General features: G+C 47.3%; 25 protein-coding genes and 2 other annotated features. Of the genes, 24 read left to right on the forward strand and 1 reads right to left on the reverse strand.

What is annotated here, in order from left to right; genetic code table 11:
• Nucleotides 1–6: 6 nt before the first annotated feature.
• The 7 genes from BXO87_RS12275 (at nucleotide 7) to ysxE (ending at nucleotide 7,982) form a co-directional block, all read left to right on the forward strand.
• Entirely contained in the window at nucleotides 7–837 is an 831-nt protein-coding gene (locus tag BXO87_RS12275; RefSeq protein ID WP_007408154.1) for a cytochrome c biogenesis protein, read from the forward strand.
• Nucleotides 838–871: 34 nt separating this feature from the next.
• A complete protein-coding gene (gene hemC / locus BXO87_RS12280) occupies nucleotides 872–1,813 on the forward strand; it encodes a hydroxymethylbilane synthase (RefSeq protein ID WP_038459392.1) in 942 nt (313 codons plus the stop codon).
• The gene (locus tag BXO87_RS12285; protein ID WP_038459390.1) at nucleotides 1,803–2,582 is read left to right on the forward strand and encodes a uroporphyrinogen-III synthase; all 780 of its coding nucleotides are present in this window, start codon (nucleotides 1,803–1,805) and stop codon (nucleotides 2,580–2,582) included. The genes hemC and BXO87_RS12285 overlap by 11 nt, the downstream gene beginning before the upstream one ends.
• Nucleotides 2,583–2,587: 5 nt before the next feature.
• Entirely contained in the window at nucleotides 2,588–3,562 is a 975-nt protein-coding gene (hemB, locus tag BXO87_RS12290; RefSeq protein WP_029326045.1) for a porphobilinogen synthase, read from the forward strand.
• Nucleotides 3,563–3,590: 28 nt separating this feature from the next.
• Nucleotides 3,591–4,880, forward strand: a complete 1,290-nt coding sequence (gene hemL, locus BXO87_RS12295) for a glutamate-1-semialdehyde 2,1-aminomutase (RefSeq protein WP_038459388.1) — start codon at nucleotides 3,591–3,593, stop codon at nucleotides 4,878–4,880.
• A gap of 132 nt (nucleotides 4,881–5,012) precedes the next feature.
• A complete protein-coding gene (locus BXO87_RS12300; protein ID WP_076851354.1) occupies nucleotides 5,013–6,926 on the forward strand; it encodes a LysM peptidoglycan-binding domain-containing protein in 1,914 nt (637 codons plus the stop codon).
• Nucleotides 6,927–6,959: 33 nt separating this feature from the next.
• Nucleotides 6,960–7,982, forward strand: a complete 1,023-nt coding sequence (gene ysxE, locus BXO87_RS12305; protein ID WP_038460850.1) for a spore coat protein YsxE — start codon at nucleotides 6,960–6,962, stop codon at nucleotides 7,980–7,982.
• A 12-nt stretch (nucleotides 7,983–7,994) separates the two neighbouring features.
• On the opposite strand, the gene BXO87_RS12310 is transcribed toward ysxE, so the two are convergent.
• Entirely contained in the window at nucleotides 7,995–8,186 is a 192-nt protein-coding gene (locus tag BXO87_RS12310) for a hypothetical protein (RefSeq protein WP_007612879.1), read from the reverse strand.
• A 172-nt stretch (nucleotides 8,187–8,358) separates the two neighbouring features.
• Nucleotides 8,359–8,580, forward strand: a binding site (T-box leader).
• Between the two features lie 58 nt (nucleotides 8,581–8,638).
• Between BXO87_RS12310 and BXO87_RS12315 the strand changes: the two genes are divergently transcribed.
• From BXO87_RS12315 to BXO87_RS12395, 17 genes are all read left to right on the forward strand, one after another.
• On the forward strand, nucleotides 8,639–11,281 hold the full coding sequence (locus BXO87_RS12315) for a valine--tRNA ligase (RefSeq protein WP_038459387.1): 2,643 nt from the start codon (nucleotides 8,639–8,641) through the stop codon (nucleotides 11,279–11,281).
• 58 nt (nucleotides 11,282–11,339) lie between these two features.
• On the forward strand, nucleotides 11,340–12,632 hold the full coding sequence (locus BXO87_RS12320) for a bifunctional folylpolyglutamate synthase/dihydrofolate synthase (protein WP_038459385.1): 1,293 nt from the start codon (nucleotides 11,340–11,342) through the stop codon (nucleotides 12,630–12,632).
• A 140-nt stretch (nucleotides 12,633–12,772) separates the two neighbouring features.
• Nucleotides 12,773–13,525 carry a prepilin peptidase gene (locus BXO87_RS12325; RefSeq protein WP_012118107.1) on the forward strand — a complete coding sequence of 251 codons (753 nt, stop codon included), beginning with the start codon at nucleotides 12,773–12,775 and terminating at the stop codon, nucleotides 13,523–13,525.
• Between the two features lie 126 nt (nucleotides 13,526–13,651).
• The gene (locus tag BXO87_RS12330) at nucleotides 13,652–14,653 is read left to right on the forward strand and encodes an SPOR domain-containing protein (RefSeq protein ID WP_038459383.1); all 1,002 of its coding nucleotides are present in this window, start codon (nucleotides 13,652–13,654) and stop codon (nucleotides 14,651–14,653) included.
• A gap of 140 nt (nucleotides 14,654–14,793) precedes the next feature.
• Nucleotides 14,794–15,363 (forward strand): Maf family protein, encoded by a 570-nt coding sequence (locus tag BXO87_RS12335; RefSeq protein WP_012118105.1) that lies wholly within the window; start codon nucleotides 14,794–14,796, stop codon nucleotides 15,361–15,363.
• A gap of 31 nt (nucleotides 15,364–15,394) precedes the next feature.
• Nucleotides 15,395–16,090 (forward strand): RadC family protein, encoded by a 696-nt coding sequence (gene radC / locus BXO87_RS12340; protein ID WP_007408165.1) that lies wholly within the window; start codon nucleotides 15,395–15,397, stop codon nucleotides 16,088–16,090.
• 91 nt (nucleotides 16,091–16,181) lie between these two features.
• A complete protein-coding gene (gene mreB, locus BXO87_RS12345) occupies nucleotides 16,182–17,195 on the forward strand; it encodes a cell shape-determining protein MreB (protein WP_003152647.1) in 1,014 nt (337 codons plus the stop codon).
• 30 nt (nucleotides 17,196–17,225) lie between these two features.
• Nucleotides 17,226–18,089 (forward strand): rod shape-determining protein MreC, encoded by an 864-nt coding sequence (gene mreC / locus BXO87_RS12350; protein WP_007408166.1) that lies wholly within the window; start codon nucleotides 17,226–17,228, stop codon nucleotides 18,087–18,089.
• Nucleotides 18,086–18,604 carry a rod shape-determining protein MreD gene (gene mreD / locus BXO87_RS12355; protein WP_038459380.1) on the forward strand — a complete coding sequence of 173 codons (519 nt, stop codon included), beginning with the start codon at nucleotides 18,086–18,088 and terminating at the stop codon, nucleotides 18,602–18,604. The genes mreC and mreD overlap by 4 nt, the downstream gene beginning before the upstream one ends.
• A gap of 53 nt (nucleotides 18,605–18,657) precedes the next feature.
• A complete protein-coding gene (gene minC, locus BXO87_RS12360) occupies nucleotides 18,658–19,338 on the forward strand; it encodes a septum site-determining protein MinC (RefSeq protein WP_003152653.1) in 681 nt (226 codons plus the stop codon).
• A gap of 2 nt (nucleotides 19,339–19,340) precedes the next feature.
• Entirely contained in the window at nucleotides 19,341–20,144 is an 804-nt protein-coding gene (minD, locus tag BXO87_RS12365; protein ID WP_016938784.1) for a septum site-determining protein MinD, read from the forward strand.
• 127 nt (nucleotides 20,145–20,271) lie between these two features.
• Complete coding sequence (locus BXO87_RS12370; RefSeq protein ID WP_007408168.1) at nucleotides 20,272–21,075, forward strand: M23 family metallopeptidase; 804 nt, start codon at nucleotides 20,272–20,274, stop codon at nucleotides 21,073–21,075.
• The gene (locus BXO87_RS12375) at nucleotides 21,068–21,934 is read left to right on the forward strand and encodes a M50 family metallopeptidase (RefSeq protein WP_007612866.1); all 867 of its coding nucleotides are present in this window, start codon (nucleotides 21,068–21,070) and stop codon (nucleotides 21,932–21,934) included. Before BXO87_RS12370 ends, BXO87_RS12375 begins: the two co-directional genes overlap by 8 nt.
• A 58-nt stretch (nucleotides 21,935–21,992) precedes the next feature.
• Nucleotides 21,993–22,066: a sequence feature (ribosomal protein L21 leader region), on the forward strand.
• Nucleotides 22,067–22,079: 13 nt separating this feature from the next.
• On the forward strand, nucleotides 22,080–22,388 hold the full coding sequence (gene rplU / locus BXO87_RS12380) for a 50S ribosomal protein L21 (RefSeq protein ID WP_003152660.1): 309 nt from the start codon (nucleotides 22,080–22,082) through the stop codon (nucleotides 22,386–22,388).
• A 2-nt stretch (nucleotides 22,389–22,390) separates the two neighbouring features.
• Nucleotides 22,391–22,732: a ribosomal-processing cysteine protease Prp gene (locus BXO87_RS12385; protein WP_012118103.1), complete on the forward strand. Its 342-nt coding sequence runs from the start codon at nucleotides 22,391–22,393 to the stop codon at nucleotides 22,730–22,732.
• A 12-nt stretch (nucleotides 22,733–22,744) separates the two neighbouring features.
• Nucleotides 22,745–23,029 (forward strand): 50S ribosomal protein L27, encoded by a 285-nt coding sequence (rpmA, locus tag BXO87_RS12390; protein WP_003152662.1) that lies wholly within the window; start codon nucleotides 22,745–22,747, stop codon nucleotides 23,027–23,029.
• 317 nt (nucleotides 23,030–23,346) lie between these two features.
• Complete coding sequence (locus BXO87_RS12395; protein ID WP_032873815.1) at nucleotides 23,347–23,925, forward strand: sporulation initiation phosphotransferase B; 579 nt, start codon at nucleotides 23,347–23,349, stop codon at nucleotides 23,923–23,925.
• The last annotated feature ends 7 nt before the right edge of the window (nucleotides 23,926–23,932 follow it).

The raw sequence follows: 23,932 nt of genomic DNA on the forward strand, positions 1-23,932 counted from the left end.
GGCTGTATGATTGATACAGCAATGGCAAGACTTAATGAAGCGACAATTGTTATTTATGCAGTAAGCGTCCTTTTTTACTTTATAGATTTTCTTCAACACAACCGGAAGGCTGGGAAAATGGCCTTCTGGTTGCTTTCTATTGTCTGGACTCTGCAAACCGTCTATCTTTCTTATTTCATGTGGCAGACGGGCAGATTTCCGGTCTTGAATATTACGGAGGCCCTTTACTTTTATGCGTGGGTGCTTGTCACGCTCTCACTTGTGGTCACGCAGATTCTGCGCGTTGATTTTATCGTGTTTTTCACGAATGTCATCGGTTTCTCGATGATTGCGATCCATACGTTTTCACCGACGGATCAGCATTCGGCCGCTTTTTCCGGCCAGCTGGTCTCAGAGCTTTTGGTCATTCATATTACAATGGCGATTCTGTCTTACGGCGCTTTTTCCCTTTCTTTTGTTTTTTCGCTTCTTTATCAGTTTCAATATTCTTTATTAAAGAAGAAAAAGTGGGGAAAATGGCTGTTGAGAATTGAAGATTTGTCAAAACTTGATTATATGGCTTACGTTTTAAATGTCATCGGGGTTCCGATGCTGCTGTTGAGCCTGATATTAGGCGTGATCTGGGCGTATGTGTCGCTTGAAACGCTGTACTGGTTTGATTCAAAAGTGCTCGGTTCGTTTATTGTGCTGCTTTTATACAGCTACTATTTATATATCAGAATGATTAAGGAACTGCAGGGAAAAGTGGCGGCGTTATGGAATTCAGCATGTTTTCTCGTGCTGATGATTAATTACTTCCTGCTCGGAAGCCTGTCGCAATTCCATTGGTTCAGTTAACGCACGCGCCCAAACAGATTCGGGAGGAAAGAAAATGAGAACGATTAAGGTAGGTTCCAGACGGAGCAAACTGGCTATGACCCAGACAAAATGGGTGATTAACAAATTGAAGGAATTGAACCCTTCCTATAACTTTGAAATCCGGGAGATTGTCACAAAAGGCGACCGCATCCTCGATGTTACGCTGTCAAAAGTGGGCGGCAAAGGTTTGTTTGTCAAAGAGATTGAACAGGCGCTGCTGCATCAGGAGATTGATATGGCGGTTCACAGCATGAAAGACATGCCCGCCGTTTTGCCTGAGGGTCTTGTCATAGGCTGCATACCGAAACGTGAGGATCCGCGTGATGCGCTGATTTCAAAAGAGCATCAAAAGCTGGACGACATAAAAGAAGGGGGCATCATCGGCACCAGCAGTTTAAGAAGAAGCGCCCAGATTCTTGCTGAACGCCCTGACCTTACAATTAAGTGGATCAGAGGCAATATCGATACGAGACTTCAAAAGCTTGAAACGGAAGATTACGATGCTATTATTTTAGCGGCTGCGGGGCTTTCGAGAATGGGCTGGAAAGATGATGTCGTATCTGAATTTCTCGAACCGGACCGCTGTCTGCCTGCGGTCGGCCAAGGCGCTCTTGCCATTGAATGCAGAGAGTCGGATGAGGAGCTTTTGAAGCTGTTTGCGCAATTTACCGATGAGTATACGCAGCGCACGGTGGCAGCCGAACGGGCTTTCTTACACGCGATGGAAGGCGGCTGCCAAGTGCCGATAGCCGGGTATGCGTCCGTCAATGACCGGGATGAGGTTGAATTGGTCGGTCTTGTCGCGTCTCCGGACGGAAAGACGATTTATAAAGAAACAGCGGCGGGACATAATCCGGAAGAAATTGGGAAACGCTGTGCGGCGATGATGTCTGAAAAAGGAGCCAAAGCATTAATCGACAGTGTAAAACAGGAGCTCGATCAGGATGGCAAATGACCTTCCTTTACAAGGAAAGACCGTGCTTGTCACCCGGAACAAAAGACAGGCCGCACCGTTCCGAAAAAAAGTAGAGGCGCTCGGCGGAACGGCTGTTTCCGCTTCGCTGATCGCTTTTCAGGAAGCGCTCCCGGATGAATGTGCGGACAGTCTCCGGGAAGACCTTTCTGAGCCGGGATGGCTTGTGTTTACAAGCGTAAACGGTGTCCGGTTCTTTTTTTCCTATCTTGATCGTCACGGTCTTGCGCTTTCGGGACGGAAAAAAATCGCAGCCGTCGGTGAAAAGACTGCGCGCGCCCTGAAAGAGCGGGGAGCCCGGACGGATGCGATGCCTGACGAGTATGTGGCGGAATGTCTGGCTGATACTTTAAAACGGCACGCATCAGCTGCCGAACCCGTTTCAGTGATAAAGGGCAATTTATCACGCGATGTCATAAAAGCGGAGCTTGAGCCGCTTGGCTATCAAATAAGGGAATGGGTGTTATACAATACCATTCAGGATGAAAAAGGCATGGACGAGCTGAGACGGGCTGCATCCCGCTCTCATTTTGATTTTATTACGTTTACCAGCTCATCGGCGGTCCATACGTTTATGCACGCGGTCGGAGACGGAGAAAAAGCGTGGGAAAACAGCGGTGCGAGCTATATCAGCATCGGCCCTTTGACAGAGAAAGCGCTCTTGGAATACGGGATCTCATCCCATGTGCCTGACACTTATACGATTGAAGGCATGCTGGACGTCATGTGCAGCATGTCGGGAAAGGATTGATAATGATGAATCAAACATTTAACAGACACCGCCGTTTGCGCGCGAACGCTGCGATGAGAGATTTAGTAAAAGAAACACGTCTTCACCCTTCAGATTTTATTTACCCGTTATTTGTCGTTGAAGGGCTCGAAGGAAAAAAAGAAGTTCCTTCCATGCCGGGGGTTTATCATGTATCACTCGATTTGTTAAAGGATGAAATGGCTGAGCTGATATCGCTCGGCATTAAGTCGGTCATCGTTTTCGGCGTGCCGGAAGAAAAAGACGCCTGCGGAACCCAGGCTTTTCATGATCACGGCATTGTGCAGAAAGGGATTGCTGAAATTAAAAAGCATTATCCTGAAATGATCGTAATCGCTGATACATGCCTCTGTGAATACACGGATCACGGCCATTGCGGCGTCGTGAGAGACGGAGAAATCTTAAATGACGAGTCGCTTGAGCTGCTGGCGCAGACAGCCGTCAGCCAGGCCAAAGCAGGCGCTGACATCATCGCTCCTTCAAATATGATGGACGGTTTTGTCACAGTGATCAGGGAAGCGCTCGACAAAGAAGGATTCACGAATATTCCGATCATGTCTTATGCCGTGAAATATTCAAGTGAATTTTACGGTCCGTTCCGCGACGCGGCTGACAGCACGCCGCAGTTCGGAGACCGAAAAACATATCAGATGGATCCGGCCAACCGCTTGGAAGCGCTCCGTGAGGCTGAATCAGACGCGGCAGAAGGCGCTGACTTTTTAATCGTCAAACCGTCTATGTCATACTTAGATATTATGCGTGATGTGAAAAACCGCCATCACCTGCCGCTGGTCGCATATAATGTGAGCGGGGAGTATTCCATGGTGAAAGCGGCAGCCCAAAACGGCTGGATTAAAGAAAAAGAAATGGTGCTGGAAATTTTAACGAGCATGAAACGTGCAGGAGCCGATCTGATTATGACGTATCATGCAAAAGACGCAGCAAAATGGCTTGCTGAGTAACGATTTCATTTGACGGGAGCTGAGGCAGATGAGAAGCTATGAAAAATCAAAAGCCGCTTTTAAAGAAGCGCAGAAACTGATGCCGGGCGGAGTGAACAGCCCGGTGCGCGCGTTTAAATCAGTTGATATGGACCCGATCTTTATGCAGCGCGGAAAAGGATCGAAAATTTTTGATATTGACGGCAATGAATATATCGACTACGTCCTGAGCTGGGGGCCGCTCATTTTGGGCCACACGAACGACCGGGTCGTTGAAAGCCTGAAAAAAGTAGCCGAGAACGGGACAAGTTTCGGGGCATCTACTGAAGTGGAAAACGAACTGGCCAAATTGGTCATTGACCGTGTGCCGTCTGTTGAAATCGTGCGGATGGTCAGCTCCGGCACAGAGGCGACAATGAGCGCCCTGCGTCTGGCAAGAGGATATACCGGCCGCAACAAAATTTTGAAATTCGAAGGCTGTTACCACGGCCATGGTGATTCGCTGCTGATCAAAGCGGGATCCGGAGTGGCGACACTCGGCCTGCCGGACAGCCCGGGCGTGCCGGAAGGAATAGCAATGAATACGATTACCGTTCCATACAACGACTTGGAAAGCGTTGCACTCGCATTCCGGGAGTACGGTGAAGATATTGCCGGGGTCATTGTTGAACCGGTAGCAGGCAATATGGGCGTTGTTCCGCCGCAGGAAGGCTTTTTACAAGGACTTCGCGACATTACGGAACAGTATGGCGCGCTGCTCATTTTTGACGAGGTCATGACCGGTTTTCGCGTGGATTATAACTGTGCGCAAGGGTATTTCGGCGTGACGCCTGACTTAACGTGTCTCGGCAAAGTCATCGGCGGCGGTCTTCCTGTCGGTGCGTATGGCGGAAAAGCGGATATTATGGAACGAATCGCGCCGAGCGGTCCGATCTACCAGGCGGGAACATTGTCAGGAAATCCGCTTGCCATGACAGCGGGACTTGAGACGTTACAGCAGCTCACACCTGAATCTTACCAAGAATTTGTGAAAAAAGGCGATATGCTTGAAGAAGGCATTTCAAAAGCAGCTGAAGCACATGGCATTCCGCACACGTTTAACCGGGCGGGTTCAATGATCGGCTTCTTTTTCACAAATGAGCCTGTCATTAACTATGAAGCAGCCAAATCTTCTGATTTAAAGCTGTTCGCCAAATATTATAAAGGGATGGCTGATGCAGGCGTATTTCTGCCGCCGTCTCAATTTGAAGGATTGTTTCTCTCCACTGCGCATACAATGGAGGATATTGAAAAAACCATTCAAGCCGCTGAGAAAGTGTTCCAGGCGATCAGCCGCTGATACAGAAAAGCCGATGCAAGCAAGACTTGTATCGGCTTTTTTCAATGCCTCCATTATCATATTTCCCCGGATTGCGGCATACACCTTTAGTGACATCTAATTGTATGGATTAGATGAAAGGAGGATATGAACTTGCCGCATAATCACCGATTGCAATTTTCTGTTGAAGAATCAATCTGTTTCCAAAAAGGACAGGAAGTTTCTGAATTACTTTCGATTTCATTAGACCCTGACATCAGGGTGCAGGAAGTAAATGATTATGTCTCAATTAAAGGATCATTAGAACTTACTGGCGAGTACAACATAGATCACAGCAGTCATTTTGAAGAGCTTGATAGGGAGCTGAGGCATGTAGAGGAAGTGAGGGCGAGGGAGGATGGCACGGCCGAGCTCATTCATTGTTTCCCGGTGGACATTACGATTCCGAAAAATAAAGTGAGCCACCTCAATGATGTTTTCGTATTTATCGATGCCTTTGATTATCAGCTGACGGATTCAAGGATCTTAACCATTCAAGCTGATTTGGCAATTGAAGGGCTGCTTGAGGAATCCGAGCCAAAAGAGCCGGAGATCCCTTTGTACGTGGCGCCTGAATTTGCCAGAGAAGAAATGATCAATCTTGCCGGACATCATTCTGAGGACGAAAACGAACCAGAATTAATGATACGCCATGAGCCTGAAATACCTTTGACTGTATCAGAAGAAGCAGCACAAGAAACCGAGAAGAACGAGGAAGAAATCCCGCCTTTAATCAGGCTGGAGGAAGAAGAGCAGGAAGCAGCCCCGATTCTGAGGGAGCGGGAAGAAGAGCAGGAAACTGCCCCGATTTTGAGGGAGCGGGAAGAAGAAGAGCAGGAAACTGCCCCGATTCTGAGGGAGCGGGAAGAAGAGCAGGAAGCAGCCCCGATTCTGAGGGAGCGGGAAGAAGAAGAGCAGGAAGCAGCCCCGATTCTGAGAGAGCAGGAAGAAGAAGAACAGGAGACTGCCCCGATTCTGAGGGAGCGGGAAGAAGAAGAGCAGGAAGCAGCCCCGATTCTGAGGGAACGGGAAGAAGAGCAGGAAACAGCCCCGATTCTGAGAGAGCGGGAAGAAGAGCAGGAAGCAGCCCCGATTTTGAGGGAGCGGGAAGAAGAGCAGGAAGCAGCCCCGATTTTGAGGGAACGGGAAGAAGAAGAGCAGGAGACTGCCCCGATTCTGAGGGAGCAGGAAGAGGTGCCGAAACCTGTTTCATTTACTGAGCCTCCTCCTCCCGTTTCCTTCCAACACGAAGAAGAGCCGGAAGAAGCTGAGGAGCCTGCAATCATGTCGGCTGTGAGGAATGGACCTGTATTTGAGGATGATTCAGCAGAAGTGCAGGAAGAGCCAAAAGATGATAACGAGCCGGTTTTCCCTGCGTTCACTCTGACTCCGCATGCAGAAAAACCAAAAATTGCGGAACAGCCCTTCCTTCAAAAAGAAGAGCAGCCAGAGGCCGAGCCGCTTCTCCGTCAGAGCGATCATGAGGCGTCAGAAGACGAAGATGAGCCTGCGGTTTTTCAAGAAGAGCAGGCGCCCGTTTATCGCGAGTTCGTTCCGGAACAGCAGGAAGAGGAGTTTTACAGCGCTCCTAAGCTGCTTGAAGAAGAGGTTCAGGATGAAGAAGGGTTTGAAATTGAGGTAAGGAAGATGGCGCCGCCGGAGGAGGAAACCGGGAAGCCTCTCGATTTGTCTTTGCAGTTTTCCAAACTGCCGCCTGAGGAGCCGGCGCAAGCTGAACAGCCTGAGCCGCTTAAGCCTGAAAGAAAGAATGAAGAAGCGGCACCGGGAACCGAGCAGAAGGAAAATGACAACTCTCATTACTTGACAAAATTATTTACAAGGGAAGAAGAAAAGTTTTCAAGAATGAAAATTTGTATCGTACAGCAGCAAGATACTATCGACCGGGTGTGTGAACGATATGACATAACATCCCAGCAGCTCATCAGAACGAATGCTTTATCGTTTGATGACGAGCTTGAAGAAGGTCAGCTTCTGTATATACCTGAATATAATAACAGCCATGCGTAAGCACAAAGAGGCCGTAAAAATGTGGTGAATGGAATGGAAGCAGTCCAATCAGTGCTTCAGGAATACGGGCTGGCGGCTGAGTATATTGAGCCTGTCAGCCCGCATGTTTGGAAGGTCTACTCAAACTACGGCATTTTTGCTTTGAAACAGCTCAAGCCGGCCCGCAGCAGTGAATTTACGGATCTTATGATTGAGATTGAGGAGAAAGGCTACCGATCATTTGTGCCGATCTGCCGCACGTATGCCGGCGATTTTTTTGCGGGAAGACAGACGGAGAATTCTTATTATTTAATGCCTTGGCTTCAGTACGATCAGGAAGAGGAACGGGATCAAAAACATGTTTACCTTTTTAAAGAGGTCGCGAAGCTCCATTCTGCGACTGTGCGGGACATCCAAATCCGGACTGAAGATATCAGCGGCTTTTATGAAGCAACGAAAAGAGATTGGGAAAATGATAAGCTTGTCTATGAACAATTCGCCGAACGGGCGGAAAAAGAGTGGTATCTTTCACCTTTTGAACTGCAGGCTGTTACGTATCTTACAGAAACGGTTTCTGCCGTCAATTTTGCTCTGGAACGTCTGGAAGAATGGTTTGACGCGGCAAAGGATCATGACAAGACGAGAGCGGTGATCAATCACGGCAGCCTATCGAGCCGCCACTTTCTGTATAATGATGCGGGATCGGGCTTTTTCACAAATTTCGAGAAAGCTGCGCTGGGCCCTCCGCAAAACGACCTGCTCGGCTTTTACTCCAGAATGTTCAGAAGCTATCCGAAAGCATGCCCGGAATGTCTGGACTGGTTTTATACGTATCACAAATCATTCCCGCTCCGTGAAGCGGAAATCAGCCTGTTTCTCAGCTATATGGCTTATCCGTCCGCCATGTACAAAGTGCTGAAACGGTATCAGACCGGCCAAAGGGGCTCTGAAAAAGAAGAGTGCACGCAATTATTAAGAGCGTTTTGGCAGATGAAAAATGTTGAGCCTTTTCTCATGAAGGTTCATCAGATTGAACGGGAGAAAAAAATAAAAGCGGAAAACGAGTCCTCTTCATAACGGGACTCGTTTTTATATCCATTCCAAATGCAGGGCGCACGCTAAAAACAGCAGGATGGCAAGCAGCAGGACATCAAAAGTGGTCGGAAAGAAAATCGTCCTGATCCCCTGAAAGATCGTAATCGGGATTATGACTTGCGCGGATACAAGGCGGACCTGTCTGGCCCACTGGGGGAGCGAATAAGAATTGAATTTTTTTCTCACGGGCAATTCCTCCTCACATTCGCCTTTCTATGTATCGTATGTAAGGGAAAGGGCGGGGTGCATGCCCATTTATGTATGACGGCAGCGGTTTTTGGAAAAGATGATTGACGAATCAAAAACACTTTTACTATAATAAAGAACATAATAAATAAGATCATGAGCTGATATAAATACACCTGCTTTGAACGGGAAGAGTACAAGAAAGACGCATGAAGAGAGAGAAGCTACTGTGCTGAAAGGCTTCTTATGCCGTCTCATTGGAAGGTCGCCCGGGAGCATAATTTCTTGAACATACAGTAGAGAAATTCGGGCCGCACCCGTTATCCGTTTAAGTGCATGAACAAATCTGTTCATGAAAAAAGGTGGTACCGCGAAAGAGCTTTTCGTCCTTTATCAGGATGAAGGCTCTTTTTTAGTTGCTCAGCCATTTCTAAACATGCTGGAGGGTTATCATGGATACAAATGAACAAACAATGCCGACAAAATATGATCCGTCTGCGATTGAAAAAGGCCGCTATGATTTTTGGCTGAAAGGAAAATATTTTGAAGCGGGCGGCGATCAAACGAAACAGCCGTATTCTGTCGTCATTCCGCCGCCGAATGTGACGGGCAGGCTGCACCTCGGACATGCGTGGGATACGACGCTGCAAGATATCGTTACGCGTATGAAACGCATGCAGGGCTATGACGTGCTCTGGCTTCCGGGCATGGATCACGCCGGCATCGCCACTCAGGCAAAAGTCGAAGCGAAACTCCGCGAACAGGGCACAAGCCGTTATGACCTCGGCCGTGAAAAGTTTCTGGAAGAAACGTGGAAGTGGAAGGAAGAGTATGCTGATTTCATCCGCAGCCAATGGGCCAAGATGGGACTCGGACTCGATTATTCACGTGAACGTTTCACTCTTGATGAAGGGCTGAACAAAGCCGTGCGGGAAGTATTCGTCAAGTTGTACGAGAAAGGCTTGATTTACAGAGGCGAATATATCATCAACTGGGACCCTGCCACAAAAACGGCTTTATCCGATATTGAAGTGATTTACAAAGACGTACAGGGCGCGTTTTATCATTTGCGCTACCCGTTAGCAGACGGTTCAGGCTCAATTGAAATCGCGACCACCCGTCCGGAAACGATGCTTGGCGACACGGCTGTCGCGGTTCATCCTGAAGATGAGCGCTACAAGCACTTAATCGGCAAAACGGTGATTCTGCCGATTACAAACCGCGAAATTCCGATCGTCGGCGATGATTATGTTGATATGGAATTCGGATCAGGCGCCGTTAAAATCACGCCTGCCCATGATCCGAATGACTTTGAACTCGGAAACCGCCACAATTTAGAGCGGATTCTCGTCATGAATGAAGACGGAACAATGAATGAAAAAGCGCTGCAATATAACGGCATGGACCGGTTTGAATGCCGCAAGAAACTCGTCAAAGATCTTCAGGAATCCGGCGTTCTCTTTAAAATCGAAGACCATATGCATTCTGTCGGCCACAGTGAGAGAAGCGGCGCCGTTGTTGAGCCGTACCTGTCCACACAATGGTTTGTCAAAATGCAGCCGCTGGCCGATGCTGCGGTTGACCTTCAGTCAAAAGAAGAGAAAGTTCACTTCGTTCCTGACCGGTTCGAGAAAACGTACCTGCACTGGATGGAAAATATCCGTGATTGGTGTATTTCCCGTCAGCTGTGGTGGGGCCACCGCATCCCGGCTTGGTATCACAAAGAAACAAAAGAAGTGTACGTCGGCCTTGAGGCGCCTGAAGACAGCGAAAATTGGGAACAGGATTCAGATGTGCTTGATACATGGTTCAGCTCCGCGCTTTGGCCGTTTTCTACAATGGGCTGGCCTGATGAAAACGCTGAAGACTTTAAGCGGTATTACTCAACCGATGTTCTTGTAACGGGATATGACATCATTTTCTTCTGGGTATCCCGGATGATTTTCCAAGGCCTTGAGTTTACCGGCGAGCGTCCGTTCAAAGACGTGCTGATTCACGGCTTAATCCGTGACGAGCAGGGCAGAAAAATGAGTAAATCCCTTGGGAACGGCGTGGACCCGATGGATGTCATCGACAAGTACGGAGCGGATTCCCTGCGCTATTTCCTGGCAACCGGAAGTTCACCGGGACAGGATCTCCGTTTCAGCTATGAAAAAGTGGAATCCACATGGAATTTCGCAAATAAAATTTGGAACGCCTCCCGTTTTGCATTAATGAACATGGACGGCATGACGTATGACGAGCTTGATCTGTCCGGTGAAAAATCAGTTGCTGATAAGTGGATCCTCACAAGACTGAATGAAACGATAGAAGACGTAACACAGCTTGCGGATCGTTATGAATTCGGTGAAGTCGGACGCCACCTGTACAACTTTATCTGGGACGATGTGTGCGACTGGTATATCGAAATGGCGAAGCTTCCGCTGTACGGGGAAGATGAAGCGGCGAAGAAAACAACCCGTTCTGTTCTGGCATACGTGCTTGACCAGACGATGCGTCTTCTTCACCCGTTTATGCCATTCTTAACGGAAGAAATCTGGCAGCATCTTCCTCATGAAGGCGAGTCAATCACGATCAGCTCTTGGCCGGTTCGGGTGCCGGAGCATACGGATAAAGAGGCAGCGGCGGATATGAAACTGCTCGTTGAATTAATCCGTTCTGTCCGCAATATCCGGAGCGAAGTCAACACGCCGATGAGCAAGCAGGTTGAGCTTTACATTAAAACAGCTACCGAAGACATTGCCGGCCGCCTGGAAAAGAACCGTTCTTACGTTGAACGCTTTACGAATCCGAGCACGCTGAAAATCGGGACGGATATCACTGCGGCAGACAAAGCGATGACAGCGGTCGTCACCGGAGCGGAAGTCATTCTGCCGCTTGAAGGGCTGATTAACATTGATGAGGAGATCGCCCGTCTGCAAAAAGAATTCGACAAGCTGACAAAAGAGGTCGAACGCGTTCAGAAAAAACTCGGCAACGAAGGGTTCATTAAAAAAGCTCCTGAACATGTCATTGAAGAAGAACGCGGAAAAGAGAAAGACTACACGGCAAAACGCGAAGCTGTCCGGCAGCGGATTGCAGAGCTGAAAGGCTGATAAAACAGCGGGGCGGTTTCCTAAGAAACCGCCTTGTCGTATAAAAGAGGGGATTTCATTGTTTAATACGTACAAAGAAGCGATCAGCTGGATTCACGGCAGACTCAAGTTCGGCGTTAAGCCGGGCCTTCTCCGTATGGAAAAGCTGATGGAAAAACTGGAACACCCGGAAAAGAACATTCGCGCTATTCATGTGGCGGGCACAAACGGCAAAGGATCGACCGTCGCTTTTATCCGTTCCGTGCTTCAAGAAGCCGGTTATACGGTCGGCACGTTCACATCGCCTTACATCATTACGTTTAATGAGCGTATCAGCGTCAACGGCACGCCGATTTCTGATGAGGAATGGAGAACGCTCGTTAATGACATAAAACCGATAGTGGATGAACTCGATAAGACCGATTCCGGAACGGTGACAGAATTTGAAATCATTACAGCGTGTGCATTTTTATATTTTGCGAAGCGGGCTGATATCGATTTTGTCATTTTTGAAGCGGGGCTCGGCGGCACATTTGATTCAACCAATATTGTGAAACCGCTCCTGTCGGTCATTACAAGTATCGGACATGACCATATGGCGATTTTAGGCAATACCATCGAGGAGATCGCCGGGCAGAAAGCCGGTATCATTAAAAATTCCATTCCGGTCATTACGGGCGTCAATCAGCCGGAAGCACTCGGCGTTATTGAAGCGGAAGCCGAAAAAAAGCAGGCTCCGTATCAGTCACTATATAAAACGTGCAGACTGTTTAATGAAGCGGCGCTTCCGTCCGGTGAAAGCTTTTCGCTGGAAACGGAAACGAAATGCTATGAAAACATTCAAACGTCGCTGATCGGCATTCACCAAAGGCAGAATGCGGCATTGGCGATATTGGCCGCTGAATGGATGAATCGTCTGGGAGCCGCAGCCATTTCTGAAGAAGCAATGCGAAACGGCCTGAAAAAAGCATCATGGCCGGGCCGGTTTGAACGTCTTCAAAGCCGCCCTTTAGTGTTTGCGGACGGCGCACATAACGAAGAGGGCGTTGAAACGCTGACAGAAACGATCAGGCAGCGCTTTGCCGATAAAAACGTCCATGTCGTATTCAGCGCATTAAAAGACAAACCGTATCAGGAAATGATTAAAAAGCTTGAAAACGAAGCAGACTCCATTCACTTTGTATCATTTGACTTTCCGCGTGCTTCAAGCGCTGAAGCCCTTTATAACGCAAGCGGTCTTATGGATAAGAGCTTCGATGAAAACCCGGACAGTGTGAAAGAGTGGATTGAACAAAAAGATGGTGCGGATGATGTCATCATCATTACCGGTTCCTTATATTTTATTTCAGAAATGAGAAAGCGGCTTATCTGACAGCCCCTCGGGATGCCCGGCAGACCCTTTTCAGGTTTTGCCGGGTGTTTTTATGCTGAAAATATATTTTCAGCCATTTCAGTCAGGTTGTTTTTCTTTGCTATAATCTGAGCCAGATTGATAGTAAAGGTGTGGTCTGAGTGCTTTTGATTCTGTTTTTTCTCGGTTTGATTTTCGGTTCTTTTTTTTATACAGCAGCGTGCCGTATCCCGCTTCGAATCTCGGTTATTTCGCCGCGTTCAGCCTGTTCGTTTTGCCGCTTGCCGCTCTCCTGGGGGGAGCTTGTGCCCGTCGTTTCCTATATTCTGCAAAGAGGCAGATGCAGAAACTGCCGTGCAAAGCTGTCGGTTATGTATCCGGCGGCGGAATGCTGGACGGCGTGTTTATTCACGGCTGCAGGCATTCATTTCGGTTTCTCAAAAGAACTGTTAGTCGCGCTGTTATTTCTGTCTCTGCTCATGATTGTTACTATGACGGATCTGCAATATATGCTGATTCCTGACAAAGTTCTGCTGTTTTTTCTTCCGCTTTTCATCGCCGGGCGTATGTTTTCTCCGCTGGATTCATGGTATGCAGGGTTTGCCGGAGCCGTTTGCGGATTTTTTCTGCTTGTTTTTATCATGTTTGTCAGTAAAGGAGGCATCGGCGCAGGTGATGTGAAACTGTTTGGGGTGATCGGCCTGACGCTCGGCGTGAAGCTCGTGCTCATTGCATTCTTTCTTTCCGTCATGATCGGAGCCGTATACGGTATGTGCGCCGCAGCCCGGGGCAGGCTTGGTAAAAAGCAGCCATTTCCGTTTGCGCCGGCCATCTCAGCCGGGAGCGCTTTGAGTTATTTATACGGTGAAGAGCTGTTTTCGTTTTACATCAAGCTCGCTTCAGGCGGGGCTTGAAAAATTTGGCGAACGTTTTTTGGACAAGACGACAAAAGTCTTGTTCTTTTTTTTTACGCCTATGCTAAAGTGTGAACCATGATCAGTTCAAGGTACGGCCAAGACGAATGCAAGGGGGAAGAGACGTTGAAAAAAAGGAAGAGCAAAAAGCACAGCAAAGCCAAAAACAATGCCCTTAAAGTAACCATTAACGGACAAGAAGAAACGATGTATGGACAAGAAGATGTGAAAGAAGGCGGGGAGAAGACCGTCACATTTTCAAATTGGGAAGAAACAAAAAAGGCGGAGCAGGAGACCGCCGCCTCCCATGAAGATCCGAAAGAAGAAGATTTCAATTGGGATCATGAGAAGAATTCTGAGGTATTTGAAGATGACCCGAAAGTCGTTCCGCCATACCAGAAGAAAAAAACAGGCCCTCATTTTCCGAAAAAAAAGCAGCCGTCTTCTCCAGTTAAAAAAGCGGTCACGACAATTGCCGTTGCGGCTGTTTTAGGCACCGGGCTCGGCCTTGTCGCCTTAAATATGTCGGGAAGTAAAGAAGCCGCCGCTCCAGCATCAGCTGACAAAGGTTCACAAGGGCAGACGGTGAAAGCGGGAGATGTTTCTAAAGACAAATCTGAAACAACCGGCACAGGAGATGCGGAATCTTCAGAGGGAAACTATAAAACATATGCGGTGCAGGCCGGAAAATTTTCATCAGAAAAAGGAGCGAAGACGCTTGTTGACCAGCTGACTGAAAAAGGATACTCGGCCGTTTCTTTGGCAAAAGAAGACGGGTACACTTATGTGATCGCCGGGCTTGCCGCGGAAAAAAGCTTATCACAGCAATTGGGCCAGACGCTGATAGACCATGATTTTGAGGCTTGGGGCGGAAAAGAGCTCAGCTTTGCGGTCGATTCAGGGCTGAAAGACTCTTTTAAACAAGCATCTGAGCTCTCCGCCAAAGCGATTACCGGCAAAGATCTTTCAAAAACGGAAGTAGCTGAAGCGGCAAAAGCGGCAGACGGCGCAGACGCCGCTGACAAAAAGCAGAAAGAGGCCGTGCTTCAAGCGCTGAAAGAACTGGAAACGTCGGGTTCAGAATCCGGCTGGAAAGCCCAAAAAGAGCTTTTAAGTGTTGTAAAATAGTATCTTATTTCCCGTCATCCGGCGGGATTTTTTATTTTGTCATCAAAAAGTTATTTTTCTGAAATTGTGGTTGCCCGTTTGATTTGGTAGGATAGACAAGTATCTTTTTTTCTTAAGCAAACCCTGAAAGGATGACAATCATGACAAAACGCTTAATACTCGCATCACAATCTCCGCGAAGAAAAGAACTCCTTAATCTTCTTCAGATTCCTTACAGCATTATTGCAAGCCGCACAGAAGAAAAATTAAATCGAAACCTTTCGCCGGAAGAAAACGTCCAATGTTTGGCCGAGCAAAAAGCCGGTGCTGTATTGGCCGAAAATCCCGATGCAGTCGTTATCGGGGCTGACACGATGGTGTGCATAGACGGCGAATGCCTCGGCAAACCGCATGACAGAGAAGAAGCGGCACACATGCTGCGGAGGCTTTCCGGCCGAAGCCATCAAGTCATTACGGCGGTCAGCATTCAGACGCATGACCGGAAAGAAACGTTCTGTGACACGACGGAAGTGACGTTTTGGCCGCTCAGTGAAGACGACATACAGCTCTACATTGAAACAAAAGAACCGATGGATAAAGCAGGTGCATACGGCATCCAAGGAAAAGGCGCGCTTTTAGTGAAAAAAATAGACGGTGATTTTTATTCTGTCGTCGGGCTTCCTGTCGCTAAAACAATGAGAGCCTTGAAAGAATTTAATATAAAAGCTTGATGTTCAAACCGGGAAGGGGAACAAGGAGGGGTTGATCATCCGTGATCTGCCGTTAAAATTAAGAGATTTCCCCGAAAAAGAAAAACCGAGAGAGCGGCTTCTGCACTTCGGAGCCGAACATCTCTCTAACAATGAATTGCTCGCCATCCTGCTGCGGACGGGAACGAAACATGAGTCCGTCATGAACCTCGCTCACCGGCTGCTGCGGACGTTTGACGGGCTGCGACTGTTAAAAGGCGCCTCTGCCCAGGAGCTTTCTAGCATTCCCGGAATCGGCACGGTGAAAGCCGTTCAGATTCTTGCCGCAATTGAGCTGGGGAGCCGCATTCATAAGACATCCGCCGGGGAGCATTGCGTCATCCGCTCTCCGGAAGACGGGGCGAAGTATGTGATGGAGGATATGCGCTTTTTATCCCAGGAGCATTTTGTCTGTTTATATTTAAATACCAAAAATCAAGTCATTCATAAACGCACCGTTTTTATCGGAAGTCTGAATTCATCTATTGTCCACCCGCGGGAGGTGTTTAAAGAAGCTTTCAAACGATCCGCCGCGTCCTTCATTTGTGTTCACAATCATCCTTCAGGAGATCCTACACCGAGCAGGGAAGATATAGAGGTAACCAGGCGGCTTTTTGAGTGCGGAAATTTAATCGGCATCGAGCTGCTGGATCATTTGGTCATTGGTGACAAAAAATTTGTGAGTTTAAAGGAAAAAGGATATTTGTAACACTTTTTTTTTCGTTGATTTAAGATATAATAGATTTTATGAGTTTTTCCCTTTAGGGTATTTTTGCTTTAAGAAAGGAAGATACATACATATGTTCGGAATTGGTACAAGAGACCTTGGTATAGATTTGGGAACCGCGAATACGCTTGTGTTTGTTAAAGGAAAAGGAATCGTAGTGAGAGAGCCGTCTGTCGTTGCTCTGCAAACGGATACGAAGTCCATCGTTGCGGTCGGTAACGATGCGAAAAACATGATCGGAAGAACTCCGGGCAACGTGGTTGCGCTCCGTCCGATGAAAGACGGCGTTATCGCTGACTATGAAACAACTGCGACAATGATGAAATACTACATTAATCAGGCTGTGAAAAATAAAGGATTGTTTGCGAGAAAGCCTTACGTTATGGTGTGTGTGCCGTCAGGTATTACGGCCGTTGAAGAACGGGCGGTCATCGACGCGACAAGACAAGCGGGCGCACGTGACGCTTATCCGATTGAAGAACCGTTTGCGGCAGCAATCGGCGCGAATCTTCCGGTATGGGAGCCGACGGGCAGCATGGTCGTTGATATCGGCGGCGGAACAACTGAAGTGGCGATCATTTCTTTAGGCGGCATTGTTACGTCTCAGTCAATCCGCGTAGCCGGTGACGAAATGGACGACTCAATCATCAGCTATATCAGAAAAACATATAATCTGATGATCGGTGACCGTACGGCGGAAGCTATTAAAATGGAAATCGGTTCAGCAGAAACCGGTGAAGAAAATGCGTCAATGGAAATCCGCGGCCGCGATCTTCTGACAGGTCTGCCGAAAACGATCGAAATCACGGGAACGGAAATTGCAAATGCACTGCGTGATACAGTTCTCTCAATCGTTGACGCGGTGAAGAGCACGCTTGAAAAAACACCGCCTGAGCTGGCCGCTGACATTATGGACAGAGGTATTGTATTAACAGGGGGAGGCGCCCTGCTCCGCAATCTCGACAAAGTCATCAGCGACGAAACGAAAATGCCTGTTCTTATCGCTGAAGATCCGCTGGATTGTGTTGCGATCGGCACTGGAAAAGCACTGGAGCACATCCATCTTTTCAAAGGAAAAACAAGATAATCAGGAGTTAAATAGAAGAGGTGTATCACGATGCCGAACAAACGGTTAATGCTATTACTTCTGTGTATTATCATATTGGTGGCTATGATTGGATTCTCGCTGAAGAACGGCCGTAATACCACCTGGCCTGAAAAGCTGATCGGTGATACGACGGGAGTATTTCAAAACATTTTTCACACGCCTGCTGAATATTTTGCAGGGTTCTTCGGGGACATAAAAGACCTGAAAAACACGTACAAAGAAAATGAACGCTTAAGACAAAAGCTGGACGGACAGACACAATATGAAGCGAAGCTCCAAGAACTCAAAGATGAAAACAAGAAGCTGCGTGATGAACTCGGGCATGTCAAATCAATTTCCGACTATGATCCGATTTTAGCGACCGTTATCGCCAGAAACCCTGATCAATGGTACAAGCAGATCATGATCAATAAGGGAACGAAACAGAAAGTGGCCAAAGACATGGCTGTCACGAACGAAAAGGGTGCGCTGGTCGGGAAGATCAAAAGCAGCGGACTCAACAGTTTCACATCCGCCGTTCAGCTGCTGAGCGATGTTGACCGCAATAACAGAGTGGCCACCAAAATCTCCGGCAAAAAGGGCAGCAAAGGCTACGGTTTAATTGAAGGGTATGATAAAAAGAAACAGACCCTGAAAATGACCATCCTTGAGCCGGATGAAAAACGCGAAGTGAAAAAAGGCGACCTCGTGGAGACATCCGGAACGGGCGGCGTATTTCCTCAAGGGCTGACGGTCGGGGAAGTGACCGATGTAGAATCAGATGCTTACGGCCTGACGAAAATCGCTTACGTGAAACCGGCTGCCGACCTGTACGATCTTGACCATGTCATCGTCGTGAACCGAAGCGTAGCAACAGGGGAGGAAGGATCGTGAAACGTTTCCTTCTCCCTTTGATTATGATTATGGTCTTTTGTGCGGAAAGCATCTATACCGATCTGGTGCGTTTTCCTTTCGTTTCCGTTGAGCAGCAGGTCGTTCCGCATTTTCTTTTGCTTGCGCTGATTTTTATGTCCGCTTATATCAACCAAAAGCATGCGGTGATCTACGGACTGATTTTCGGATTTCTTTATGACATCAATTATACGGGTGTTTTAGGCGTTTATATGTTTGGTTTTGCCGGTTTATGCTATCTGGCGGCCAAAGCGTTTAAAGTGCTTCAGACAAACGCCCTGATGGTCATTTTGGTCGCGGTGCTGAGCGTATGCGTGCTTGAATTTTACGTTTACGGCATTCAGACGTTAATCCGCAGCGGCACAATGACGTTTAACGATTTTGTTATTCAGCGGTTCTTGCCGACCGCTTTGCTGAATATTGCGGGAGCCGTTATATTAGTCCTGCCCTTCAGGCTGTTTTATATAAGTCTGAAGAAAGAATTAAGAGATGAGTAAAAAGGATTTTATCTTTTTTTGACGAAAAGAGTATGTTGTTGAGGTGAACATTGATGAAGACCAAAAAGCAGCAATATGTAACAATAAAAGGAACAAAAAACGGCTTAACATTGCATCTGGATGATGCGTGTTCTTTTGATGAGCTTCTCGATGGTCTTCAAAACATGCTGTCGATTGAACAATATACTGATGGCAAAGGCCAAAAAATCAGTGTTCATATTAAACTCGGGCATCGGTATCTGTATCAGGAACAGGCAGAGCAGCTGACTGATCTGATCGCGTCAAAGAAAGATTTAGTCGTGCATTCAATTGACAGTGAAGTCATCGCCAAAGAAGAAGCGCAGCGGATGAAAGAGGAGCAGGAAATTGTTTCTGTTTCCAAAATCGTCCGTTCGGGCCAGGTGCTTCACGTGACGGGAGATTTGCTTTTAATCGGAGATGTGAATCCCGGCGGTACGATCAGAGCCGGAGGAAATATATTTGTTCTCGGTTCATTAAAAGGGATTGCCCACGCGGGTTATAACGGAAATAACCGGGCTGTGATCGCCGCATCCGAAATGATGCCGACACAATTGAGGATCAATCACGTGTTAAATCGCTCCCCAGACCACATTCAAAAAGGGAACGACATGGAATGTGCTTATTTAGATACTGACGGAAATATGGTCATTGAACGCCTTCAGCAATTGGCTCATTTAAGACCTGATCTAACAAGGCTTGAGGGAGGAATGTGAAATTGGGTGAGGCTATCGTAATAACTTCGGGAAAAGGCGGAGTAGGTAAAACAACAACATCTGCAAACCTCGGTACCGCCTTAGCCATTTTAGGGAAGCGCGTCTGTTTGGTAGACACAGATATCGGACTGCGCAACCTTGATGTCGTAATGGGTCTTGAAAACAGAATTATTTACGACTTAGTAGATGTAATTGAAGGCAGATGCAAGACGCATCAGGCGCTGGTCAAAGACAAACGTTTTGATGATCTGCTTCATTTAATGCCGGCTGCCCAGACAAGCGACAAGACGGCTGTTGTCCCTGAGCAGATCAAATCGCTTGTGCAGGAGCTTAAGCAGGAATTTGATTATGTCATTATTGATTGTCCGGCCGGAATTGAACAAGGCTATAAAAATGCCGTCTCCGGAGCTGATAAGGCGATTGTTGTGACGACGCCGGAAATATCAGCGGTGCGGGACGCTGACCGCATTATCGGACTTTTGGAGCAGGAAGATATCGAACCGCCGCGCCTCATCGTGAACCGCATCAGAAATCATCTGATGAAAAACGGTGACACGATGGATGTGGATGAGGTTGTTCATCATCTGTCTATTGATCTCCTCGGAATCGTTGCTGACGATGATGAAGTGATCAGGGCTTCAAATATCGGCGAACCGATTGCCATGAATTCCAAAAACCGCGCCAGCATTGCGTACCGCAATATCGCCCGGCGCATTTTAGGAGAATCCGTTCCTTTGCAGGTGCTTGAAGAGCAGCAAAAAGGGATGATGGCGAAAATCAAGTCATTTTTCGGCGTGCGTTCATAATATATACCAGAATACAAAGATCTGATGAAGCCCAGCTTATCAGGTCTTTTTTGTTTTTCAAGAGCGCATATTTGCAATGGACAAGACATAGGATGTACAAACCCAACGATTGCAAAGGATGATGGCGATGAGTCACAGAGCTGATGAAATTAGAAAAAGACTGGCCAAAAGAAGAAAACAGCGGCCTGAATCAAAACGGACTTTCGTTCAAAACGCCCAAACGCAGAATTTTCCCGCGTGGCAGACGGTCAAGGAGCAGGAAAAGCACAAGCTTCTACCGGACTACGAATATCAAACGGAACACCCGCCCGAATTTAACGGACGGCATCCATTGATCAGCGCTCATTCTATTATTTTAAAATGCCTGCTGGCCGCCTGTCTCGTACTGATCTCCGCTATTGCCTATAAAACTGACAAACAGCCGCTGAGTCAGATCAAACCGGCGATCGCACAAACCTTTCAAAAAGAATTTCAGTTTGCTGCCGTAAGCAATTGGTTCGTATCTTCCTTCGGAAACCCGCTCGCTTTTCTTACGCCGGGAACGAAAAAGAAGGACGGTCAGGTGGCGGTCAGTCAGGATATGGCTGTTCCTGCCGCGGGGAAAATCCAGCAGGACTTTCAAAATAACGGAGAGGGCGTCGTCGTCGAAACTGCCAGTGAAGCCATTGACAGCGTAAAAGAAGGCTACATTATGGAAGTGAGCAAAGATAAAAAAACAGGGCTGACGGTGAAGGTGCAGCACGCCGACAATACCAGCAGCATTTACGGCCGGCTAAAAGATGTTAACGTTTCATTGTACGACTTTGTCGATAAAGGGAAAAAGATCGGTTCGATCAAGCTCAACGATAAAAGTAAAGGCCAGTACTATTTCGCGATCCAGGATGGCGATAAATTCATAGATCCGATCCAGGTGATCACTTTTGATGAATAAATGGCTCAGCCTCCTTTTCAAAGTTCATGTCCATCCTTTTCTTTGGATTATCATGGGGCTTGGTCTTATGACGGGGCACATCAAAGCGCTGCTGTGTCTTTTGCTGGTCGTATCCGTTCATGAGCTGGGGCATGCTGCTCTGGCTGTGTTTTTTTCGTGGCGCATTAAACGAATCTTTCTGCTCCCTTTCGGCGGGACGGTTGAGGTGGAAGAGCATGGAAACCGGCCGCTTAAAGAGGAATTCGCGGTCATCCTGGCGGGCCCGCTTCAGCATGTGTGGCTTCAGGCGGCAGCCTGGCTCTTTTTCATGTCAGGTTTTGCAAGTGAGCAGACATTTGAGATGTTTACCTTTTATAATCTCTCCATTCTTTTCATCAATCTTTTGCCGATCTGGCCGCTTGACGGCGGAAAGTTTGTGTTTTTATACTTCTCCAAACAAATGGCTTTTCAAAAAGCGCATCTCCTCAGCCTGCAGACATCGGCCGTTTCCGCGCTTTTACTCTGCTGCTGGATTGTGCTGGCCGTCCCCCTTCAGGTCAGCGCATGGGTGCTGTTCGTCTTTCTCACCGCTTCTTTATGGGATGAATACCGGAAGCGGCACTATATTCAGCTGAGGTTTCTTTTGGAGAGATACTACGGCAAAAACCGCGATGTCGCCATGCTGCATCCTTTGACGGTCGCGGCCGATGCCAAAGTAAAGCATGTCATGGCCGAATTCAAACGGGGATGCAAGCACCCCATTATCATTGAAAAAGCCGGAGAAAAGCTCAGCCAGCTCGATGAAAATGAAGTGCTTCATGCGTATTTTGCCGATAAACGGACAGATTCTTCTATGGAAGACCTGCTGCTGCCTTACTAGAAATAGATTGACATATCCTTTTGGTTCTGATATATTTTTTAATGTTATGGATGTAGCACCAATGCTACAACCGCTCGGGACAGGTGATAAGAGCTTTAAAGCCCCCTGTTGCTGGCGAGTCTTAGTCTAATAGGAGGTGCAGAGAATGTACGCAATCATTAAAACAGGCGGAAAACAAATCAAAGTTGAAGAAGGTCAAACTGTTTACATCGAAAAACTTGCTGCTGAAGCAGGTGAAACAGTGACGTTTGAAGACGTATTGTTTGTTGGCGGAGACAGCGTGAAAGTCGGCAACCCAACAGTTGCAGGCGCGACAGTTACAGCTAAAGTTGAAAAACAAGGCCGTGCGAAAAAAATCACTGTTTTCCGTTACAAGCCAAAGAAAAATGTTCATAAAAAACAAGGTCATCGTCAGCCTTATACTAAATTGACAATCGAAAAAATCAACGCGTAAGCATGATTGAGGCAACAATTCGAAGATCCCGGAATGACGGGGGCATTTTGTCCTTTGAAATGACGGGACATGCCGATTTTGCTGAACATGGACGAGATCTCGTATGCGCCGGGGTCACAGCTGTCGTTTTCGGAGCGGTCAATGCGGTTATCGCGCTGGCTCCTCTCGAACCGATTCTTGATATAGGCGAGGACGGGGGTTATTTCTACTTTGAATTCCCTGAAGCCGCTGATCAGGAAGCTTTGCAAAAAGCGCAGCTGCTGATTGAAGGCATGATTGTTTCTCTTGAAACGATCGAGCGGGATTACAGTGAACACTTACGGTTGACTGCAAACCAAATATAGGAGGTGAGTTACATGCTTAGATTAGATCTTCAGTTTTTCGCTTCTAAAAAAGGTGTAGGTTCTACAAAGAACGGACGTGACTCTGAATCTAAACGTTTAGGCGCTAAACGTGCAGACGGTCAATTCGTAACAGGCGGATCTATCCTTTACCGTCAACGCGGAACGAAAATCTACCCAGGTGAAAACGTGGGCCGCGGAGGAGATGACACTCTTTTTGCTAAAATCGACGGAACTGTTAAATTCGAACGTTTCGGCCGTGACCGCAAAAAAGTGAGCGTATATCCTGTAGCTCAATAATGACACAAAAAACTCCGGTCGTTGACTGGAGTTTTTTTTGCAGTAAGCGGAGTAACATCAAGAATGAAAAGCAGAGGATGCGTGAGTGAACCCCGCCTTGAATGAGGACATCAGCTTCCCATACCCACTGGATATGTTCCCCAAGCAGTGATACCAAAAATGTTTCTGCCTGGCATCCGCATTGTATGCGATCCGAAAAAGGAACATGATGAACCAGGAAAAACAAGTGTTTTTTTAACAAAGCCTTCTCTGTTATAATTCATAGTACACACTTATCAAGACTCCTAAAAAGAAATTAAACGATTGGGAGTGCGAAAATGAAGGATGTATCGAAGAAACAAGAAGAACCTGTAAGCGATGCGGCTCTGATCAATGAGCTGATCCAATTAATGGGCCATTTCCGTCATGATTGGATGAATAAGCTGCAGCTGATAAAAGGAAACTTAAGTTTGCAGAAGTATGACAGGGTCGTTGAAATTATTGACGAAATGGTCATAGATGCAAAGCACGAATCAAAGCTCTCAAACCTGAAAGCCCCGCACTTGGCGTTTGACTTTCTTACATTTAATTGGAAGTCCCGTTATATGAGACTCGAATACGAAGTGCTCGGAGAAATTAAAGATTTATCGGCATATGATCAAAAGCTGTCGAACCTGATGAGAAAACTGTTTCATCTGTTCGGTCTGGCAGTAAGCAATGAAAGTGAAAATCATCTGACCGTATCGCTGCAGACGGATCACCCTGACAGACAGCTTATTGTATATCTCGATTTTCATGGAACGATTGCAAATGCAGATGTGTTTGATGAATTTCGCAAATCCCGGTATGAGGACTTTGATGTCATGCAATTTGAGCTGACCGGCCATGAATGTGTGGCCGAAATTGGAATGAACTAGCGGTTTT

This window comes from Bacillus sp. GZB (genome assembly GCF_001975995.1).
Lineage (GTDB): Bacteria > Bacillota > Bacilli > Bacillales > Bacillaceae > Bacillus > Bacillus velezensis.

Excerpts from the sequence above, each read along its gene's own strand:
- BXO87_RS12275 (WP_007408154.1), top strand. The coding sequence starts at position 7 with ATGATTGATACAGCAATGGCAAGACTTAATGAAGCGACAATTGTTATT.
- hemC (WP_038459392.1), top strand. The coding sequence starts at position 872 with ATGAGAACGATTAAGGTAGGTTCCAGACGGAGCAAACTGGCTATGACC.
- BXO87_RS12285 (WP_038459390.1), top strand. The coding sequence starts at position 1,803 with ATGGCAAATGACCTTCCTTTACAAGGAAAGACCGTGCTTGTCACCCGG.
- hemB (WP_029326045.1), top strand. The coding sequence starts at position 2,588 with ATGAATCAAACATTTAACAGACACCGCCGTTTGCGCGCGAACGCTGCG.
- hemL (WP_038459388.1), top strand. The coding sequence starts at position 3,591 with ATGAGAAGCTATGAAAAATCAAAAGCCGCTTTTAAAGAAGCGCAGAAA.
- ysxE (WP_038460850.1), top strand. The coding sequence starts at position 6,960 with ATGGAAGCAGTCCAATCAGTGCTTCAGGAATACGGGCTGGCGGCTGAG.
- BXO87_RS12315 (WP_038459387.1), top strand. The coding sequence starts at position 8,639 with ATGGATACAAATGAACAAACAATGCCGACAAAATATGATCCGTCTGCG.
- BXO87_RS12335 (WP_012118105.1), top strand. The coding sequence starts at position 14,794 with ATGACAAAACGCTTAATACTCGCATCACAATCTCCGCGAAGAAAAGAA.
- mreB (WP_003152647.1), top strand. The coding sequence starts at position 16,182 with ATGTTCGGAATTGGTACAAGAGACCTTGGTATAGATTTGGGAACCGCG.
- mreC (WP_007408166.1), top strand. The coding sequence starts at position 17,226 with ATGCCGAACAAACGGTTAATGCTATTACTTCTGTGTATTATCATATTG.
- minC (WP_003152653.1), top strand. The coding sequence starts at position 18,658 with ATGAAGACCAAAAAGCAGCAATATGTAACAATAAAAGGAACAAAAAAC.
- BXO87_RS12370 (WP_007408168.1), top strand. The coding sequence starts at position 20,272 with ATGAGTCACAGAGCTGATGAAATTAGAAAAAGACTGGCCAAAAGAAGA.
- BXO87_RS12375 (WP_007612866.1), top strand. The coding sequence starts at position 21,068 with ATGAATAAATGGCTCAGCCTCCTTTTCAAAGTTCATGTCCATCCTTTT.
- rplU (WP_003152660.1), top strand. The coding sequence starts at position 22,080 with ATGTACGCAATCATTAAAACAGGCGGAAAACAAATCAAAGTTGAAGAA.
- BXO87_RS12385 (WP_012118103.1), top strand. The coding sequence starts at position 22,391 with ATGATTGAGGCAACAATTCGAAGATCCCGGAATGACGGGGGCATTTTG.
- rpmA (WP_003152662.1), top strand. The coding sequence starts at position 22,745 with ATGCTTAGATTAGATCTTCAGTTTTTCGCTTCTAAAAAAGGTGTAGGT.
- BXO87_RS12395 (WP_032873815.1), top strand. The coding sequence starts at position 23,347 with ATGAAGGATGTATCGAAGAAACAAGAAGAACCTGTAAGCGATGCGGCT.